This window comes from Comamonas terrigena NBRC 13299, assembly GCF_006740045.1.
In the GTDB taxonomy this organism is placed as follows: Bacteria; Pseudomonadota; Gammaproteobacteria; order Burkholderiales; family Burkholderiaceae_C; genus Comamonas; species Comamonas terrigena.
Map to the genome: position 1 here is coordinate 1,698,434 of NZ_AP019749.1, position 15,673 is coordinate 1,714,106.

Genomic DNA, 15,673 nt, shown 5'->3' on the forward strand with positions numbered 1-15,673 from the left:
CGCACCATCGATCCTCTCGGACCGGTGGTGCGCGAAACAGGTTCAAAGGGTGTGATCTCAGCCCATGCCCTGCGGCACGGACACCCCTAGCGGTTGCAGTCCGCCAAGACTGCGGCGGCGATTGTACGGGAGCACCCGCGCCGCCCATATATATGGCAACAGGCGCCGCAGGGGCAGGCCTGGGGAGGATGGGCCTGGCAAGGGCGGGGAGTGCGAGAACAGGCCGCGCAAGCGCATGAACGCAAAAAACAGCGCGCAATTGCAGCGCGAACCGATTCGGGTCGGAAAACTTGGCTACAATCACGGCTTCGCTTCTGAAGTGTTTCACCCAGTCCCTTGTGCCCTGGGACACCAGGAAAAGACTTCAAAAGCGGCTTCAAAAAAAGTTGCTGATTTTGTTTTTAGCACTCATTTTTGTAGCGTACAATCTAGTTTCTGTCGGAATGTAGCGCAGCCTGGTAGCGCACTTGCATGGGGTGCAAGGGGTCGCGAGTTCGAATCCCGCCATTCCGACCATTTATAAAAGCAAAAGGGCTAGCAACAATGTTGCTGGCCCTTTTGGCGTCTGAGACTTGATTTTTTTGTATTGACAACATGGCCAGCAACCGGCCCGTGCCGACCGCTACGCCAACACCCGACGGGTAGTGCATATTTATGATCGAAGGTTTGATTGCAGGTCGCCTGACGGGTACGCCCGAAGAGCGCACCGACCGTTTTGGCAAGCTGTTCATGGTGGCGCGCATGCGCGCCACAGCCAATGACGGCAGCAGTCTGTTTGTGAACGTGGTGGCGTTCGATCCCGTGCCGTGCAACCAGCTGCGTGAACTGGAAGAGGGCGACGCCGTGAGCCTGACCGGCCCCATGACCCCGAAGGTGTGGACCGACCGCCAGGGTGTGAACCACGCCGCGCTGGACGTGGTGGCCTACCGGGTGCTGGCCCTGCCGGTCAAGCAAGCGGTCCAAGACTACAACTGAGCGCTCTGCGCTGCGGCGGGCATGGTCCCGCCATGCCAGCGCCGGCATTTTTGCAGGGCATGCAGCACATGCCTGCCGCCGGCAGGCCGCAGGCGGTTGGCGCAGCCGCAGCGGCCTGTGCTGATGCCTGGGGTGTTCCGGCGCTTTATGCCTTTTATCGATATGCATCGGAAAAAGCATTCTGAGCTGCGGGCCTGGAAGCGGGGTACATTGCTGGTTTTTCCCAAGCTCTGAGAGATACCCGTGAACAAGCGCCATTTCTTCCGCAATGCCCTGGCCGTGGCCGCTGTCGCCACCCTGTCGCTGGTGGCCCAGGCCCAAGACAAAGTGATCAAGATCGGCGTCACCGCCGGCCCCCATGCCCAGCTGATGGAGCAGGTCAAGAAAGTGGCCGAGCGCGACGGTCTGAAGCTGCAGGTGGTGGAGTTCAGCGATTACGTGCAGCCCAACGCGGCCCTGGTCTCTGGTGATCTGGATGCCAACAGCTACCAGCACAAGCCATATCTGGATGCCCAGATCAAGGACCGTGGCTACAAGCTGGTGAGCGTGGCACCCACGGTCAACTTCCCGATCGGCCTGTATTCCAAGAAGGTCAAGCGCCTGGAAGACCTGAAGTCCGGCGCCAAGTTCGGCATTCCCAACGATCCTACCAACGGCGGCCGCGTGCTGCTGCTGCTGCAGGACAAGGGCCTGATCAAGCTCAAGCCCAACGTCGGCCTGAAGGCCACGCCGCTGGACGTGGTGGAAAATCCCAAGAAGCTGCGCTTTGTGGAACTGGATGCGGCCCAGCTGGCGCGTTCGCTGGACGATCTGGATGCCTCGGCCATCAACACCAACTTCGCCATCGCCGCCGGCATGAGCCCGAAGAAGGATGCCATCACGCTGGAGCGCGCAGACAATCCCTATGTGAACATCATCGTGGTGCGTGAAGCCGACAAGGCCCAGCCCTGGGTGGCCAAGCTGGTCAAGGCCTACCACTCGGATGAAATCCGCCAGTTCATCGACAAGGAGTTCAAGGGCTCCGTGGCTGCAGGCTTCTGATCGCGGTCAAGGCCTTCGACGTTCCACTGCCGAATCCCCCCGTCCGCAGCCGGTCTGCGGCCGAGGAATGAAAAAGCTGCCAGGTGCATACCGGGCAGCTTTTTTGTGTCTGCGCGCAGCAGCGTGCCTGTGCGTGCGTGAGTGTGTGGGTGCGTGCGTGCAGGTGGTCGGTGTCTACAGTTTGGTGCTCGTATCCGGCGCTGCCGGTGTGCTCAGGGGTTCAGCGCGCGCTGCGTTCCTGGGCGGTGTCGATGGCATCGACGATGGCTGCACCGGTGGACTGCACGCCGGGGCGGTCAAAGCCGGGGCCGGGAGTCACGTTGGGATTGGCCAGCAGGCGGGCGCGCACCTCCTGGGCTTTCTGCATGTCGGCCGGCAGGGGCGGACTGGTGGGGCGGGCCGCCGCCGGGGGGGCTGTGGCGCGGCGGTAGGCATCGAACTGTTGCTGCTGCTGGCGCTGTTCCTGCGCTTCCTGGCGCCAGTGGTTGCTGAGGAAATAGCCCAGCGCAAACATGCACAGCACGGCCACCAGGCTGATGGAGACCGCGGTCAGTACCCAGTTCTCATCACTGGCGCGGCGGGGTTTGTGGGCGATGTACTGCGGCATGGCGATCTCGGGAAAAGCAACTGGTGCGCAACGCGGGCGTGGCACGCAACCTAATGTAATTCGAGTTGGAACTGGATTGAATGCCTGGGGTTTGTGCGGCGGATGGGTTGAGGTGGCGTGAGATGGCGCTTGTCTGTGGAAAAAGCCTGCCACAGGACTGGAAGCGCCGCCTTGATGCATGCCAAGTGGTGGCTTGTGTCATCGCGAACGGCGATGGGTGGGGTGGCCGTGCCGGCGCCGGTGACCCCATGGAGATGGGGTGCAGGATCTCTGATGTGTGAGGGTTGTGCCTTCTGTGGCTTCTTTTGTGCGCAAAGATCTATTTCTGCGCGCAAAAAGTGCGTGGGGTGGCAGCGTGGCGGCAGGAGGCGCGGGCGGAGCCGCTCTGCAGAATTTCCGACGGGTGGCATGAGGCCCGCGTTTGGAGGCCGGCCCCAGGCAAGACGCCATCGCGGGTGCAGCGGGCGCTGTCTAGAATTTGCCGCTTCGTATCTGGAGACATACAAGGATTCCCCCCATGAGCATGTTCCGCCGTTCCTTTATCGCCACCTGCGCGGGTACCGCCCTCGCGCTGTCTGCCGGGGCCGTCATGGCTGCAGGCAAGGAAGTGAAGCTGGGTTACGCCCTGCCGCAAACCTCGCACTATGGCGCCGGCGCCAATGGCTGGTCGCAGGCCATCGAGAAGTCGCTGGGCGGCAAGTTCAGCTTCAAGCAGTTCCCCGCCAGCGCCCTGGGTGGCGAGCGTGAGCTGATCGAAGGCCTGCAGCTGGGCACCGTGGAGGCGGCCATCGTCTCCACCGGCGCCTTGAGCAACTTCGTCAACGAAGTGGGCGTGGTGGACATTCCCTTCCTGTTCCGTGACACGGCCCATGCCCGTGCGGTGCTGGACGGCAAGTTCGGCCAGGACCTGCTGGCCAAGTTCCAGCAGCGCGGCCTGGTGGCGCTGGCCTGGGGTGAGCAGGGCTTCCGCCATCTGACCAACAACAAGCACGCCGTCAAGAGCGTGGCGGACATGAAGGGCCTGAAGATCCGCGTGACGGAGAACCCGGTGCACATCACCGCTTTCCGCACCCTGGGTGCATCGCCTACGCCCATGAGCTGGCCTGAAGTGATCAGCGCGCTGCAGCAAGGCACCATCGACGGCCAGGAGAACCCGATCTCGGTGCTGGCCTCCACCAAGCTGTGGGAGGTGCAAAAGCACCTTACACTGACGGCTCACGTGTACGCACCGGTCGTATTCATCATGTCGCCCAGCTTCTGGGGCGGCCTGAGCGATGCGGAAAAAGCCGCCTTTACCCAAGGAGCGAAGTCCGGTGCTGCAGCCTCCCGCGCCTTTGTGGACGCTGTGGAGAAAAAGGGTGTGGAAGAGGCCAAGAGCCATGGCATGCAGGTCGTCGACAAGGTGGACCAGGCTGCTTTCCGCACCGCCCTGGAGCCTGCCTACCAGCAGTACGCCAAGAAGTTCGGTCAAAAGACGCTGGACACCATCGCGAACGTGAAGTAAGTAGCACGCGCAGTTTGCGACTGCACTGCAGGCCTGCGTCCTCTGGAAAGAGGGCCGCGGGCTGCATGCGTTGTGGGCTGTGTGTGCAGCGCCGCGGGGCAGGAATGGTCCTGATCCTCCGGCAGTGTTGGACTCCTTACGGAACGATGGGACCGGGCGGGCAGCGCAGGCAGCTGGCCGGTTCGTCGTGACTGCATATGCTCGATCGCATCGAAAAAGGCCTGGTGGCAATCAACCGCTGGGTACTGATCTTTTTGTTGCTGGCCATGGCCATCATCATTTTCTCCAACGTGGTGCTGCGCTACACCACGGGTGACTCCATTGTCTGGGCCGAAGAAGTAGCCCGCCACATGATGATCTGGGTGGCGTTCCTGGGCGCAGGCCTGGCGCTGCGTTTTGGTGGCCATGTGGCCATCGACAATCTGCACCGCTCGGTCAGCACACGCACGGCACAGTTGCTGCGCGCGCTGGTGCTGCTCTGCCTGGCGCTGTTCTTCATCTTCATGACCATCTCGTCCAGCGACTATGTCTGGCGCACGCGCTTTCAAAGCACGGCGGCCACGGACATTCCGATTTCCTTTGTCTACGCCGCCATGCCGGTAGGCTTTGTGCTGATGCTGGTGCATCTGCTGTTCATTGCACGCGGCTATATCGCCGACGGTTCCTACAAGGAATCCAACGAGATCGACGGCGAAGCCGCCGGCTCGCTGTAAACAGGGCTGAGAGAAAGAAAACACACCATGGCTTTGACCCTGTTTGTTTGTATCGTGCTGCTGATGGTCCTGGGCGTGCCCGTCGCCTTTGCACTCGCCATTTCTTCCGCTGTCGCCATCTTCGTGGGCGGCAAGTACCCCCAACTGGTGGTGTTCAAGGAAATGTTCACCGGCATCGACAGCTTTCCGCTGATGGCGGTGCCGTTCTTCATCTTCGCGGCCGAGCTGATGTCCGGCGGCGCGCTCACCCATGTGCTGCTGCGCTTTGCTGCGCAGTTTGTCGGCCATCTGCGTGGCGGTCTGGGCTATGCCAATGTGGGCTCGTCCATGCTGTTCTCGGGCATCTCCGGCTCGGCCCTGGCCGATGCGGCCGGTCCTGGCGCGATGATGGTCAAGATGATGCAAAAGGCCGGCTACGACCGCCCTTATGCGGCAGCCCTGTCGGCCAACGCCGCCATCATGGGGCCCATCATCCCGCCGTCGATCAGCATGATCATTTACGCGCTGCAGGATGAGAACGTGTCGGTGGGCGGGCTGTTCATTGCCGGCTTCATTCCCGGCCTGTTGATCGCTGCCGCGCTGTGCGTGGTGAACTGGTATGTCAGCAAGAAGCGCGACTACCGCTCCACCGATGCACGCCCCTCGGGCCGCGAAATGCTGGTCAACACCATCAAGGCGCTGCCGGCTCTGGGCCTGGTGGTGCTTATCATCGTGGGCATTCGTTTTGGCATCTTCACCCCCACCGAAGCTTCGGTGGTGGCCGTGGTCTATGCCTTCGTCTGCGGCAAGTGGGTCTACCGCACGCTGCGCTGGGATGCCATTCCGGCGCTGACCTCGCGCTCGGCGCTGCTCACCGCTTCGGTGCTGCTGGTGATGGCGGCGTCCCAGCCATTCGCCTGGATTCTGACGGTGGAGGGCATTCCACAGTACCTGTCCGAGCTGATCATCAGCTGGGAGCTGTCGCCCATCATGTTCCTGATTGCGGTGAATGTGCTGCTGCTGCTGTTCGGCATCTTCATGGAGCCGCTGCCGGGCATCATGATTCTGGTGCCTATCCTGGCGCCCATTGCCAATGCCCTGGGCATTGATCCCATCCAGTTTGCGATGGTGGTGGTGGTCAATCTGACGCTGGGCATGATCACGCCACCGGTCGGTGGCCTGCTGTTTGTGACCTGTGTGGCCACCAAGACCACGCTGAGCGAGCTGAACAAGGAACTGCCGCTGTTCCTGCTGGCGCAGTTTGTAGTGCTGATGCTACTGACCTTCATTCCCGCACTGTCCACCTGGCTGCCGCATGCACTGGGCTTCTGAGCGCCGTGAAAACTGCGCTGCAGCACCGTTTGGTGCAGCGGATGTGCTGCCTGCAGCGCACATCCTGCCTCGGGGCAGTTAACCGGCGATTTGCTGGGCCTGTCAGAGGCCATCAAGGCGGAGGGGAGCCAGCCTAAGAGGGCGAACTTCCTCCACGTAATAAAGCCCGCGATGTCGTTCGGGGGCTTTATTTATTTTGGGAATGAAGATTTTTTCTTTTATTTCCTGTGGTACTATACGTCTGTCGGGAAATGATTGACTCCACGAAGTAGGAGTTGGTCCCCGACGCGAAATACCGCGAGGTGGAGCAGTCTGGTAGCTCGTCGGGCTCATAACCCGAAGGTCGTTGGTTCAAATCCAGCCTTCGCAACCAAAGACAAAGCCCTGGTCAGCAATGACCGGGGCTTTTGTTTTTCTGCACTGCATGGCAACTCTGCCATGAAATTGTCACACCGCAGTGGCAGGATACATGGTGCTGGGAACCGGTGAAGCCGTTGGAACACTGCTTTGCCCCTGGCGCTAATTTCGAAGCTTGCGAAGCCCCGGCCTGCACCGCCGGGGCTTTTTTGTATGGAAAGTTAAACAAGCCCTTGCCTGACGGCAGCACGCTGGGGCAGACGATGGCCATTGCGTGGCATCCGCTGAAGACTGGAGGCAGCCAGGGCATTGGTGCCCTGGCACATGTTTCCAAGGAGAGGCAGATGAACACCAACAAAGCAGACCACTTCGCACACACGCCGACCGACCCCGATCTGCGCGAGCAGGCGCAACCCGGGCACGGCGTTCCTTCGCAAGACCCCGAGGACGCGGCCCAGGTGGGCCTGACGCCGGAGGAGGCTGCGCGGGAAACCAAGTCCTCCTGGGTCGGCGGCGGGGTGATTGCCGGAGTGGCCGCGGGCGCGGCAACGGGCGCTGCCGTGGGTGGGCCGGTCGGGGTGGTGGTGGGCAGTGCCGTCGGTGCGGTGGCCGGGGCCCTGGGAGGATCGGCTGCGGGCGCGGCGGTCAAGCCCGATCAGGCCCAGGCAGACGCCGACTCAGAGACCCGGCAGGGCCCGAAGTGAGCCCTTTGCGGCGGGCTGTCCACGGGGCATTAGGCCGGAACGGGCTGCAGACATCCGATGCGTTGCCAGCCATGTAGCCAGTCAACCAGACATCCCGGCAACTAGAGCGGTCCTGGTCCAGGGCTAGGGCTAGGGGTTATCTGGTGGGAATCTTGCTTCCCAGCGGCTTTCCGTCCGCACCGCGGGCATCCGCATCCTTGAGGCCGCGCTTCAGATCCTGATGTGCCTGCTTCATTTCCGGGGGGCGCTTTGCCATCCGTCATGTCCACCGACTGGTCGCGCTCATGCGGCAGCTTGGCGGCGGCTCCCGGGTCGGAAGGCTGCTGCTTGCGTGTGGTGTTGATCGTGGTTTCCGCGGGGGTGCCCTGGGGGGCTTTGGGTTGAGGTGTCATGTGTCACTCCTGTATCGGATCAGTGTGGATGGACACCGCAGGAGGGTGTGTAGGCCAGTTGCCTGCTTCTGAATTGTGTAGAAATGCATGTGGGGGCTTGTCTCACAGACAGGGGGCGCTGGGCGGCCTATGTTGGGGAGGTCTCGCACACGGTGTGCAGACACCAGACACCTGCCCACAGCAGGTGCCCATAAAGGAACCCACGATGACGGAAGCAAAAACGACCAAGTTGGCCCTGGATCAAAAGCGCCTGAATGCTGCCAAGCGCAGCCTGGACAAAGGCGCGGTGGTGCCGGACTTCAGTCCCTACCGTGAAGACATCATCAAGTTGCTGAACGATGCGCTGGCCACGGAATGGGTGTGCATCCTGCGTTACAAGCGCCACCATTTCACGGCTTCGGGCCTGGAGTCTCCCGCCATAGCCGAGGAATTTCTGGTGCACGCCAATGAGGAGCAGGCCCACGCCGACCGCATTGCCACACGCATCGTGCAACTGGGTGGCGAGCCCAACCTGGACCCCGACACCCTGACCCGGCGCAGCCATGCCGATTACAACGCGGATCTGGATCTGCACGCCATGATCCGCGCCAACCTGGTGGCCGAGCGCGTGGCCATTGAGGCCTATACCCAGATGGTCGACTTGATCGGCGACAAGGACCACACCACGCGCCGCATGATCGAACAGATTCTGGAGCAGGAGCAGGAGCATGCCGACGAACTGTCGGACTGGATGAAAAAGGCCCGATAAGCCGCGCCAGGCGATCACGTCCACCGTGCTGCGGTGGCTCACCCGTCTGTGCCGACGGGCGCGGATCGGGTGATTTTTGTGCGCAAGGCCTTCAGAATCGCTCCAGGCTGCCGATAACAGGCAGAGAGGCCGCATGGTTGCAGCCTGTAGCAAGGAGCGAAACTGGCTGTGAGCACTATTTCTGCAATCCGAACCGGCGTGTTGGCGGGGGACGTCAACCAGGGTGTGACGGTTTCGCCCAGCACTGCGGCAGTGAAAAGCGTGGCCGTTAGCACCACACCGGCGCGCTCTACCGTGGTGAGCGTGGATACGCGCGTCGCCTCGGACGTCACCTATGCCAAGTCGGCCTCCCTGTCCCAGAACCGGCAGGCATGGTCCAACCCGGTACAGGACGATGTGAGCGCCATCATGGTCCGCAACAGTGCGCGCCGCCAGTCCGACGGCCTGGCAGCGCAGTGGCGCGGGCTTGGCAGTGCCGTGCTCAGCCAGTTTGCGGCCACCGGCACGGCCTACCGGCAGACGCTGGTGAACTACGACGCCGCGGGCATGGGCGCCGGATCTGCGAAAGAGCTGGATCAGGCGGCGCTGGACAGTTTCAGCAGCACGGTGGCAAAGGCCAGCCTCACGGTCCAGACGCGCTCGGGCACGACGGTCGAGCTCACCCTGGCGGTGGACCGGGGCGGCGTTCTGGGCCGCAATGGTTTGCAGGTGGAGATCAAGGCTTCCGGTTCGCTGAGCAGTGCGGAAAAGCGGGCGCTGGCCCAGCTGGCGCAGGGTTTTGACAAGGCGCTGGAAGGCTTGGGGCAAGCCGACCAGCCCCGCATGGACATTGCGGACCTGGCCAATTTCGACCGGAACGTGCTCAAAAGCGTGGACCTTTCGGTCAAGAACCCGGGCGAGGGCGAGCTGCTTTCCTCCTTCGACCTGCACCTGGGCGCAGACCGCAATGCGATTGCCTATGCCGGCGCGCTGGGCAAGGTCGACGTGGATGTGAACGCACAGATGCCGCTGGGACGGACGGACGACAAGCAGCGGCAAGCGTCCATCACCGAACTGCTGCGCCAAGTGGATGCCGCAGCGCAGCGCAGCCATGCAGACAGCCGTCTGGTGACGCTGTTCAAGGACGCATTCAGCCAGTTGCACAGCGCCACGGGCGCCACGGGCGCACGGATTGCGGCATTGTCTGGCAACCCGCTGTCGGGCCGTATCGATCCGATGCTCAGCGGCCTGGCGGACTTCAACGCCAGCTTCAGCGGCGCCTTTGAGCGCACGGGGCGCTTCGGGGCCGTGGTGGAAACAGGCACGGCCTCCTACCTGCTCAGCCAGGAGACGACCTTGGTGCCCAGTGCCCAGGCCGATACCTGGAAACTCGACCAAAAGCAAAGCGAGAGCCTGGTGGCCCAGTACGTGAAGTCGCGCGGCGACGTCATGCTGGACATGAGTTCCGGGAACTACGATGTCTTTACCGTGAACGACAGCACCGAGAAGCGGACCACGGTCTCCGTGGTGGAGGGCCGGGTGAGCGATGCCCAGCGGACCACCGAGCAGAACCTGCTGCAGACCATGAAGAAGCTGGTCAACTTCAAGGTGGAAGAAGAGCAAGAAACCCCGGTGAACCGCAGCCAGCTGGAAATCCTGCAGCCCAACGCCTGAAGCCGCCGGGCGCAGCGTGCCTGCTGCGCGCAGCGCCAAAGGGAACCCGAAGAAGCCTGCCTGGCCATTGCACGGTGGGCTTTTTTGCATCGTCTGGCGTGGCCCGGTAGGGCGTGATGCCAGGGCGGTCCAGCCGTGTCGGCCTGTCGCCTCTACGTTGGGCGCCAAAAGCTTGGCGCGTGAAGTCGCCCGCCACACAATTTCGCCATGACCTCCCTCGCTCTTGCGGCGTTCATCGCCCAGGCCACCAGCCGCAGTCGCCTGCAGCCGGATGCTGCCGACTGCGTGCTAGCCCTTGCACCGCTGATGCTGGACCTGATCGATCAGGCGGGCTCCTTTCTGGAGCCGCAGCACTACCGCAGCAATGCCGCGGGCTACACCCGCAACCTCATCTTTGATGCGCCGGATGCCAGCCTCTCGCTGTATGCCATTGTCTGGCTTCCAGGCCAGTGGACCCCGGTGCACGACCATGGCAGCTGGGGCGTGGTCGGCGTGGTCGAGGGCGTGCTGGAAGAGCGCAGCTATGTGCGGCTGTCACCGGATCGCGGGGCGAATGCCGGGATTGATCTGGCACGCGGCGGCACGGTGCTGCTGCGGCATGGTGCGGTCACCAGCTTTGTGCCCAATCCGGCTCACATCCATGTGACGGGCGTGCCCGCAGAGCGTTCCCGTGCCGTCAGCCTGCACCTGTACGGCAGGACCATGAGCAACTTCAACATCTACGATGTGGCGGCCCGCACCCGGCAGCGGATCGAGGTTGTCCACAACGAAAGCTGAGCGGGGCCTTAGGCAACCGCCGCCACCGTCCGTTGCCGAAGCTGCGCCCGCACCATGGTGGCTTCACTCCTGTGTGCAAGACCCCCACACCAAAAACAACAAAGCCCGCGCGGCGTGGGCCGGGCTGGCTGAGGATGCGGCTGGGCGGAATCTATTTGGGAATATGCTGGATATTCTTGGAATATCTGTCGAGGTGCTCCAGCAGGCGTTCGTACAGCTCGTCGGTGGCCATGGAGTTCAGCAGCTCGGTTTTGGCTTCTTCTGCATGGTGTTCGAACCGCTCCAGCAGGCCACTGCGTTGCACCGGCTCCAGCGTTTCGATGACGGAGAACAACAGCGCTTCCTGCGCCAGGAGCTGGCTTTTCATTTTTCTCAGCTCAGTGGGCTGGTTTCCGAGGAAATCCATATATCTCCGTTTTCTTTTCCATGCGGATTATGAGCTTCCAAATACGCATGCATTGGCGTTCGGAGAAATAAATCAGCACCCGGCTACTCCCTTAGACTTACGCCATGGCCAACATCTACGATGCAATGGTCGCCGCGCTGCGCGAGCACTGGGATGCCCATGCAGGTGCATCGCCGCGACGGTTCGAACTGACTCAGAAAGCGTTCAATGCGTTGACGGATGCCCGCAAGGCGGTGATGTCCGTCGGAAGCTACTGTCCCCCTCCGGGGTGGGAGGCGGTTTTCCACGGCATTCCGGTATCGGTGGTGGAAGGTGCCGACTGCCATGTGGTGGACAAGAATGGCCAGCGCACCTCCCTGGGCATAGCGCCGCTGTACTGGGATGCGGATGGCCGGCAGGACCGCCGCCACACGCCCAAAAGCCAGGGTTCCTGAAAGCGGGCCTGACCAGGCTGGCGCCACGCGCTGCGGCGCGATTCTGCTTGTTTGATAGCACCAAACAATTGGAATCAAATCGTCAATAAAAATTTATCGTAGCGTCAATTACACTCTTTGACATTGCTGCAGCGGATCATTTCTTGCTCAGTGAAATCGCCCAAATCTTGCCCGGGTATCACGTTCAGCCTGTCTGGTGGGTGCCTGGGTGACAAGTTGGTGGCCGGAGGTGCTGCATGAATGATGTTTCCGCATGGGGTCAGAGTGATGCTGTCTACAAAACACTGTTGGAATCCACCAAGGCCATACCGTGGAAGATTGACTGGGCGACCAAGAAGTTTGCCTATATAGGCCCCCAGATAGAGCCTTTGCTGGGCTGGCCCCAGGACAGCTGGCAGACGGTAGAGGACTGGGTCATGCGCATGCACCCGGATGACCGGGATTACGTGGTGAATTTCTGCGTGTCGCAATCCCAGGCCGGCATTGACCATGAGGCGGATTACCGGGCACTGACGGCCGAAAACGGCTATGTCTGGATCCGGGATGTGGTGCATGTGATGCGCTTTCCGGACGGCAGCCCCGAGGCCCTGGTCGGGTTCATGTTCGACATCACCGAGCGCAAGAAAACCGAGGAAAAGCTCCTGGTCCTGCAGCGTGAGCTGGAAGCGCTTTCGTTCAAGGATGGGCTGACCGGCATTGCCAACCGGCGCCGGTTCGATGCGTGCTTTGCCATGGAATGGGACCGGGCACTCAGCGATGGCGCACCGCTGTCCGTGCTCTTGTTCGACATCGACTGCTTCAAGCAGTACAACGACGAGTATGGGCATATCCAGGGGGACAAATGCCTGGTGGATATCGCCAGCACCCTGAGTCTGGCCGTGGACGGCCCCCATGACCTGGTGGCCCGCTATGGCGGGGAGGAGTTCGTCATCCTGCTGCCGCGCACCGATGCCGCGACGGCGCTGAAAGTGGCCAACCGCTGCCAGCGGCTGATCCAGAAGCGGTCGATTCCGCACGCGCAGTCTCCGATCCGGGAGCATGTGACGGTCAGCATTGGTGCGGGGACCATCACTCCGGATGCAGACGTCGAGCCTTCGGCGTTTCTGGACGATGTGGACAAGCAGCTGTACGCCGCCAAGAAGAGCGGAAAAAACCGCATCGTGGCCATGCACAGCGCCCCCAGTCTGGCCCCCAGTCCGCTGGACGCCAAATAGACGCCAAATAGCTTCCGTCGCGTGGGATCTTTGCGGCGGAGGTGGTTGCGGCCGCGCCAGCCCGCCAGCCCTCTAGCAGGGTTGGCCAGGGCAGCGTGCCAGCGCCGCTGCTGACACCGCTTTCCATGCCGTGGCTTCGCCGGGCATGCCCAGGGAGCCGTAGCCGTGTGTATGCAGCGTGCAGCAACGCCCCAGCGGTTGCCGGGGTGGCGCATGCAGCACGCAGCGGCGCTCAAGCGCTCAGAAGGTGTTCACGCGGTAGCTGCAGCCCACCAGCACCTTGCCGGGGTGGGTGACCACGGTGGACACCTCATGGCTGATGACCGTGTTGATGGTGCTGCTGCCCACTTTTTCCTGGGTGTGGTGGGCCACGCGCATGGCCATGTATTTGAAGCTGTCATCGCGCAGAGCTTCTTCGATGCCGAGCTTGTGGGCCACTTCCTGCGGCTTCACGTTGTCCAGCACCGCCATCAGCGCGCCGGAAGCCAGCGCCACGCGCTGCGTGCGGTAGCCCAGTACCTCCACCGGTGCGGCCAGGTCGTACTCGTGCATGAAGGGGTTGGATTCATCCGCAATCCGTGTCAGCCCCATTCCAGCAGCCCCTTCACCCGCGGTGCCCAGGGCCATGGCGTATTCGTTGTAGGTGGGCACGTCGTACCTGCAGGCCAGCATGGTGGCCACATCCACCTTCTGGGGATCGGACTGCCGCTGCTGGCGCTCTGCGGCGCCAGCCACCAGGGCAGCACCCGCTGCCATCACCACCACTGAACGCACCGCCGTCGAAAAACAAAATCGCATTACTGGTATCTCAGCCAAAACGGTCATCCTATTTCAGCGGTGCGGCGCTTCTGGAGTCGCTTTTTGACGTGGATCACCGGGCCAGATGCCAGTGCAGGCCACCCAGGCCGAATGTTCTGGCGACACAACGGAGTGGCTTTCTGCCCCCACTGGCATGGGTAATGGGGATATCTCATGCAAGGCAGGCACAAAAAAATCCCCAGCAATGCCGGGGGAAGTCCTCTCATTCACGTGTGAGAGGAGGGAGATTTGATGCTCTCATTATGGGAGCGGCTGCCTGCTATTGCCCCACGCCCTCGGATGAATGGCATGCACGCTGGACAAAAGGCGCATACCCTTCACACAGGTAAAGCAATGCGGGTGGGAGCAGGAGCAGCCATGGGTTGCTGGATAAATACCAGCCACTTCATCCATCAGGCTGCCGGGCTTGCGGCATAACCCGACTTGTCCCGCGCCAGAAGGTGCGTGCGGGCCGCCAGCAGGCGGCGGTCTTTCTGTATCTCCCCCAAACCATATTGGCCCAGGTTTTTCCCGCGGCACCGGCATAAAAAAGCCCGCATGCAGCGGGCTCATTGGGGCGGGTGCGCATTCACTCAGATGGCATATGCGGCACGGTCTTTGCCCTTGATCCAGACGGGTTCCCGGCCACGACCAGTCCAGGTGGCGCCGGTGGCCGGATCCCGGTACTTGGGCGCCACCGTCGCGCGCGCGCCTGCAGTGCGGGCGCCCGTAGTGTTCTTTTTGCCAAACACATCGTCGACATTCAGACCATATTGGTCGACCAGCGCGCGTGCCTGCGCCACAGCCTGGGACTTTTCACGGTGCTGGGCCTCGGCGATCAGGGTGTCCAGTTCGGATTTCTGTTGAAGCAGACTTTGGTAGGTACTCATGGTGCAGATCCCTTCAGTGTGATGGTGCAGTGGCCGTGGATGGACTGCGGATATGGCGTTTACGAAGGTTTTACCCCGGGTACCAATACCTGGTAATCAGTGCCCGTTGATTGATTGTCAATGGTATGGAGATATTTTTGATTGCTGGAATGTAAATCAATTTATATGGTGGCCATTTTCTACCACAGCGCATTCATATTGCGTGCTGATCAGGTGTGGGTTGCCTGCACAGATCCAGGGGCAGGGCCGCCACGGGCTGTACACCGTTTTACCGTTTTGGGCCAATGTGGCGGAGGGCGGCGACAGGGCGTTAGGATGCAGTGCCCAACTTGGAGCAAGCATGGAAAAGTACCGGTTCAATGTGTTTGGCGACATCCTGGCCATAGAGCGCCATGGCCCGGCCTGGCGCTGTTTTGCCATCGGGGGTGATGGAAAGCGTGGCCCGGTGGATCTGGCCATTCCGCCGGAGGTCAGCCATGCCGAGCTGCCCCAGTACCTCTACGACATCTACCACGAGCAGGCGGTGATGTCGGATGTGGACATCTTCGAGATCCGCTAAGCCGCTCCTGCGCACCGCCGCCCCAGTCGCCCATATCTGCAGCGCCGGTCTGCGCGCCATTGGAGGCATGGGGGGGCGCTGTTTTCGAATGGTGCCAGCCTGCAGCTGTACAGGGCTCAGCCTTCAGGCTGTACCCAGTTGATGCTAAACCGCCCGGTTTTGAATATCTTGATGTCGACGGCCTTCCATTGCTGTGCATTTTCAGGAAGGGTGGCGCTGAGTTTTTCGACCAACATCGCAGGAATCAGGGGTCTGCACGGCTCCAGCCTGTTCGTCACACCGCCGGCACTCACGCGGTGGGTCACCGACACTTGATTGAGGCCTTTGTCATCCTTTCCATTGCGGGCGTAATGCACAGAAAGTTCATCCCAATTGCCTGGTGCATTTTCCACCAGGCAAGAGGCCAGGACCTGCACGATGTCCTTTTCGGCGTCGGCCCAGGCAGGGCTTGTAAAGCCCATGGCAATCAAGGCAGGCAAGAGAAGTTTCTTCATCTGTTTTTCAGAAGCTATTGGGTTTATGGCGAGCTGCAAAGCAGCAAGGGGTCTGAAGTTCACCGACTGTAAAAGAGGCAGAGCTATTTGCAGTGA

At 61.7% G+C, this 15,673-nt stretch carries 17 protein-coding genes and 2 tRNA genes; 14 read left to right on the forward strand and 5 right to left on the reverse strand.

Annotated elements, in window-relative coordinates; translation table 11 throughout:
• The first annotated feature begins 439 nt into the window (after nucleotides 1-439).
• From CT3_RS07815 to CT3_RS07825, 3 genes are all read left to right on the forward strand, one after another.
• Nucleotides 440-516 (forward strand) — tRNA-Pro (locus tag CT3_RS07815).
• Between the two features lie 138 nt (nucleotides 517-654).
• Complete coding sequence (locus CT3_RS07820; protein ID WP_066535317.1) at nucleotides 655-975, forward strand: single-stranded DNA-binding protein; 321 nt, start codon at nucleotides 655-657, stop codon at nucleotides 973-975.
• Nucleotides 976-1,212: 237 nt separating this feature from the next.
• A complete protein-coding gene (locus tag CT3_RS07825) occupies nucleotides 1,213-2,016 on the forward strand; it encodes a MetQ/NlpA family ABC transporter substrate-binding protein (RefSeq protein ID WP_066535315.1) in 804 nt (267 codons plus the stop codon).
• A gap of 220 nt (nucleotides 2,017-2,236) precedes the next feature.
• Here the strand turns inward: CT3_RS07825 and CT3_RS07830 are convergent, their stop codons facing one another.
• Entirely contained in the window at nucleotides 2,237-2,623 is a 387-nt protein-coding gene (locus tag CT3_RS07830; RefSeq protein ID WP_066535313.1) for a hypothetical protein, read from the reverse strand.
• Between the two features lie 517 nt (nucleotides 2,624-3,140).
• Between CT3_RS07830 and CT3_RS07835 the strand changes: the two genes are divergently transcribed.
• The 8 genes from CT3_RS07835 to CT3_RS07870 all read left to right on the forward strand — a co-directional run bounded on the left by CT3_RS07835 (nucleotide 3,141) and on the right by CT3_RS07870 (nucleotide 10,782).
• A complete protein-coding gene (locus CT3_RS07835) occupies nucleotides 3,141-4,127 on the forward strand; it encodes a TRAP transporter substrate-binding protein (RefSeq protein WP_066535310.1) in 987 nt (328 codons plus the stop codon).
• A 197-nt stretch (nucleotides 4,128-4,324) separates the two neighbouring features.
• Nucleotides 4,325-4,840, forward strand: coding sequence for a TRAP transporter small permease (locus CT3_RS07840; RefSeq protein ID WP_066535307.1), 516 nt, complete (start codon nucleotides 4,325-4,327; stop codon nucleotides 4,838-4,840).
• Nucleotides 4,841-4,867: 27 nt separating this feature from the next.
• On the forward strand, nucleotides 4,868-6,151 hold the full coding sequence (locus CT3_RS07845) for a TRAP transporter large permease (RefSeq protein ID WP_066535303.1): 1,284 nt from the start codon (nucleotides 4,868-4,870) through the stop codon (nucleotides 6,149-6,151).
• A gap of 296 nt (nucleotides 6,152-6,447) precedes the next feature.
• Nucleotides 6,448-6,524: transfer RNA gene (locus CT3_RS07850), tRNA-Met, on the forward strand.
• Between the two features lie 328 nt (nucleotides 6,525-6,852).
• Nucleotides 6,853-7,212, forward strand: coding sequence for a bacteriocin (locus tag CT3_RS07855; protein ID WP_066536158.1), 360 nt, complete (start codon nucleotides 6,853-6,855; stop codon nucleotides 7,210-7,212).
• 597 nt (nucleotides 7,213-7,809) lie between these two features.
• Nucleotides 7,810-8,352, forward strand: a complete 543-nt coding sequence (locus CT3_RS07860; protein WP_066535301.1) for a ferritin-like domain-containing protein — start codon at nucleotides 7,810-7,812, stop codon at nucleotides 8,350-8,352.
• A 261-nt stretch (nucleotides 8,353-8,613) separates the two neighbouring features.
• Nucleotides 8,614-10,005 carry a hypothetical protein gene (locus tag CT3_RS07865; RefSeq protein WP_127446191.1) on the forward strand — a complete coding sequence of 464 codons (1,392 nt, stop codon included), beginning with the start codon at nucleotides 8,614-8,616 and terminating at the stop codon, nucleotides 10,003-10,005.
• A gap of 207 nt (nucleotides 10,006-10,212) precedes the next feature.
• Nucleotides 10,213-10,782 (forward strand): cysteine dioxygenase family protein, encoded by a 570-nt coding sequence (locus CT3_RS07870; protein ID WP_066535296.1) that lies wholly within the window; start codon nucleotides 10,213-10,215, stop codon nucleotides 10,780-10,782.
• A 151-nt stretch (nucleotides 10,783-10,933) separates the two neighbouring features.
• On the opposite strand, the gene CT3_RS07875 is transcribed toward CT3_RS07870, so the two are convergent.
• Nucleotides 10,934-11,149 (reverse strand): hypothetical protein, encoded by a 216-nt coding sequence (locus CT3_RS07875; RefSeq protein WP_225608566.1) that lies wholly within the window; start codon nucleotides 11,147-11,149, stop codon nucleotides 10,934-10,936.
• Between the two features lie 143 nt (nucleotides 11,150-11,292).
• Between CT3_RS07875 and CT3_RS07880 the strand changes: the two genes are divergently transcribed.
• Complete coding sequence (locus tag CT3_RS07880; RefSeq protein WP_066535288.1) at nucleotides 11,293-11,622, forward strand: hypothetical protein; 330 nt, start codon at nucleotides 11,293-11,295, stop codon at nucleotides 11,620-11,622.
• A gap of 236 nt (nucleotides 11,623-11,858) precedes the next feature.
• On the forward strand, nucleotides 11,859-12,836 hold the full coding sequence (locus CT3_RS07885; protein ID WP_066535285.1) for a GGDEF domain-containing protein: 978 nt from the start codon (nucleotides 11,859-11,861) through the stop codon (nucleotides 12,834-12,836).
• 240 nt (nucleotides 12,837-13,076) lie between these two features.
• On the opposite strand, the gene CT3_RS07890 is transcribed toward CT3_RS07885, so the two are convergent.
• Both CT3_RS07890 and CT3_RS07895 read right to left on the reverse strand, forming a co-directional pair.
• The gene (locus CT3_RS07890; RefSeq protein ID WP_141891732.1) at nucleotides 13,077-13,634 is read right to left on the reverse strand and encodes a hypothetical protein; all 558 of its coding nucleotides are present in this window, start codon (nucleotides 13,632-13,634) and stop codon (nucleotides 13,077-13,079) included.
• 593 nt (nucleotides 13,635-14,227) lie between these two features.
• Complete coding sequence (locus CT3_RS07895) at nucleotides 14,228-14,524, reverse strand: H-NS histone family protein (protein WP_066535281.1); 297 nt, start codon at nucleotides 14,522-14,524, stop codon at nucleotides 14,228-14,230.
• 340 nt (nucleotides 14,525-14,864) lie between these two features.
• Between CT3_RS07895 and CT3_RS07900 the strand changes: the two genes are divergently transcribed.
• Nucleotides 14,865-15,083: a DUF7661 family protein gene (locus CT3_RS07900; protein ID WP_066535279.1), complete on the forward strand. Its 219-nt coding sequence runs from the start codon at nucleotides 14,865-14,867 to the stop codon at nucleotides 15,081-15,083.
• A 116-nt stretch (nucleotides 15,084-15,199) separates the two neighbouring features.
• Here CT3_RS07900 and CT3_RS07905 read toward each other — a convergent pair whose 3' ends face one another.
• On the reverse strand, nucleotides 15,200-15,577 hold the full coding sequence (locus CT3_RS07905; protein ID WP_066535275.1) for a hypothetical protein: 378 nt from the start codon (nucleotides 15,575-15,577) through the stop codon (nucleotides 15,200-15,202).
• Between the last annotated feature and the right edge of the window lie 96 nt (nucleotides 15,578-15,673).

Coding starts and splice junctions, on each gene's coding strand:
- CT3_RS07820 (WP_066535317.1), top strand. CDS start 655: ATGATCGAAGGTTTGATTGCAGGTCGCCTGACGGGTACGCCCGAAGAG.
- CT3_RS07830 (WP_066535313.1), bottom strand. CDS start 2,623: ATGCCGCAGTACATCGCCCACAAACCCCGCCGCGCCAGTGATGAGAAC.
- CT3_RS07835 (WP_066535310.1), top strand. CDS start 3,141: ATGAGCATGTTCCGCCGTTCCTTTATCGCCACCTGCGCGGGTACCGCC.
- CT3_RS07840 (WP_066535307.1), top strand. CDS start 4,325: ATGCTCGATCGCATCGAAAAAGGCCTGGTGGCAATCAACCGCTGGGTA.
- CT3_RS07845 (WP_066535303.1), top strand. CDS start 4,868: ATGGCTTTGACCCTGTTTGTTTGTATCGTGCTGCTGATGGTCCTGGGC.
- CT3_RS07855 (WP_066536158.1), top strand. CDS start 6,853: ATGAACACCAACAAAGCAGACCACTTCGCACACACGCCGACCGACCCC.
- CT3_RS07860 (WP_066535301.1), top strand. CDS start 7,810: ATGACGGAAGCAAAAACGACCAAGTTGGCCCTGGATCAAAAGCGCCTG.
- CT3_RS07870 (WP_066535296.1), top strand. CDS start 10,213: ATGACCTCCCTCGCTCTTGCGGCGTTCATCGCCCAGGCCACCAGCCGC.
- CT3_RS07875 (WP_225608566.1), bottom strand. CDS start 11,149: ATGAAAAGCCAGCTCCTGGCGCAGGAAGCGCTGTTGTTCTCCGTCATC.
- CT3_RS07880 (WP_066535288.1), top strand. CDS start 11,293: ATGGCCAACATCTACGATGCAATGGTCGCCGCGCTGCGCGAGCACTGG.
- CT3_RS07885 (WP_066535285.1), top strand. CDS start 11,859: ATGAATGATGTTTCCGCATGGGGTCAGAGTGATGCTGTCTACAAAACA.
- CT3_RS07890 (WP_141891732.1), bottom strand. CDS start 13,634: ATGCGATTTTGTTTTTCGACGGCGGTGCGTTCAGTGGTGGTGATGGCA.
- CT3_RS07895 (WP_066535281.1), bottom strand. CDS start 14,524: ATGAGTACCTACCAAAGTCTGCTTCAACAGAAATCCGAACTGGACACC.
- CT3_RS07900 (WP_066535279.1), top strand. CDS start 14,865: ATGGAAAAGTACCGGTTCAATGTGTTTGGCGACATCCTGGCCATAGAG.
- CT3_RS07905 (WP_066535275.1), bottom strand. CDS start 15,577: ATGAAGAAACTTCTCTTGCCTGCCTTGATTGCCATGGGCTTTACAAGC.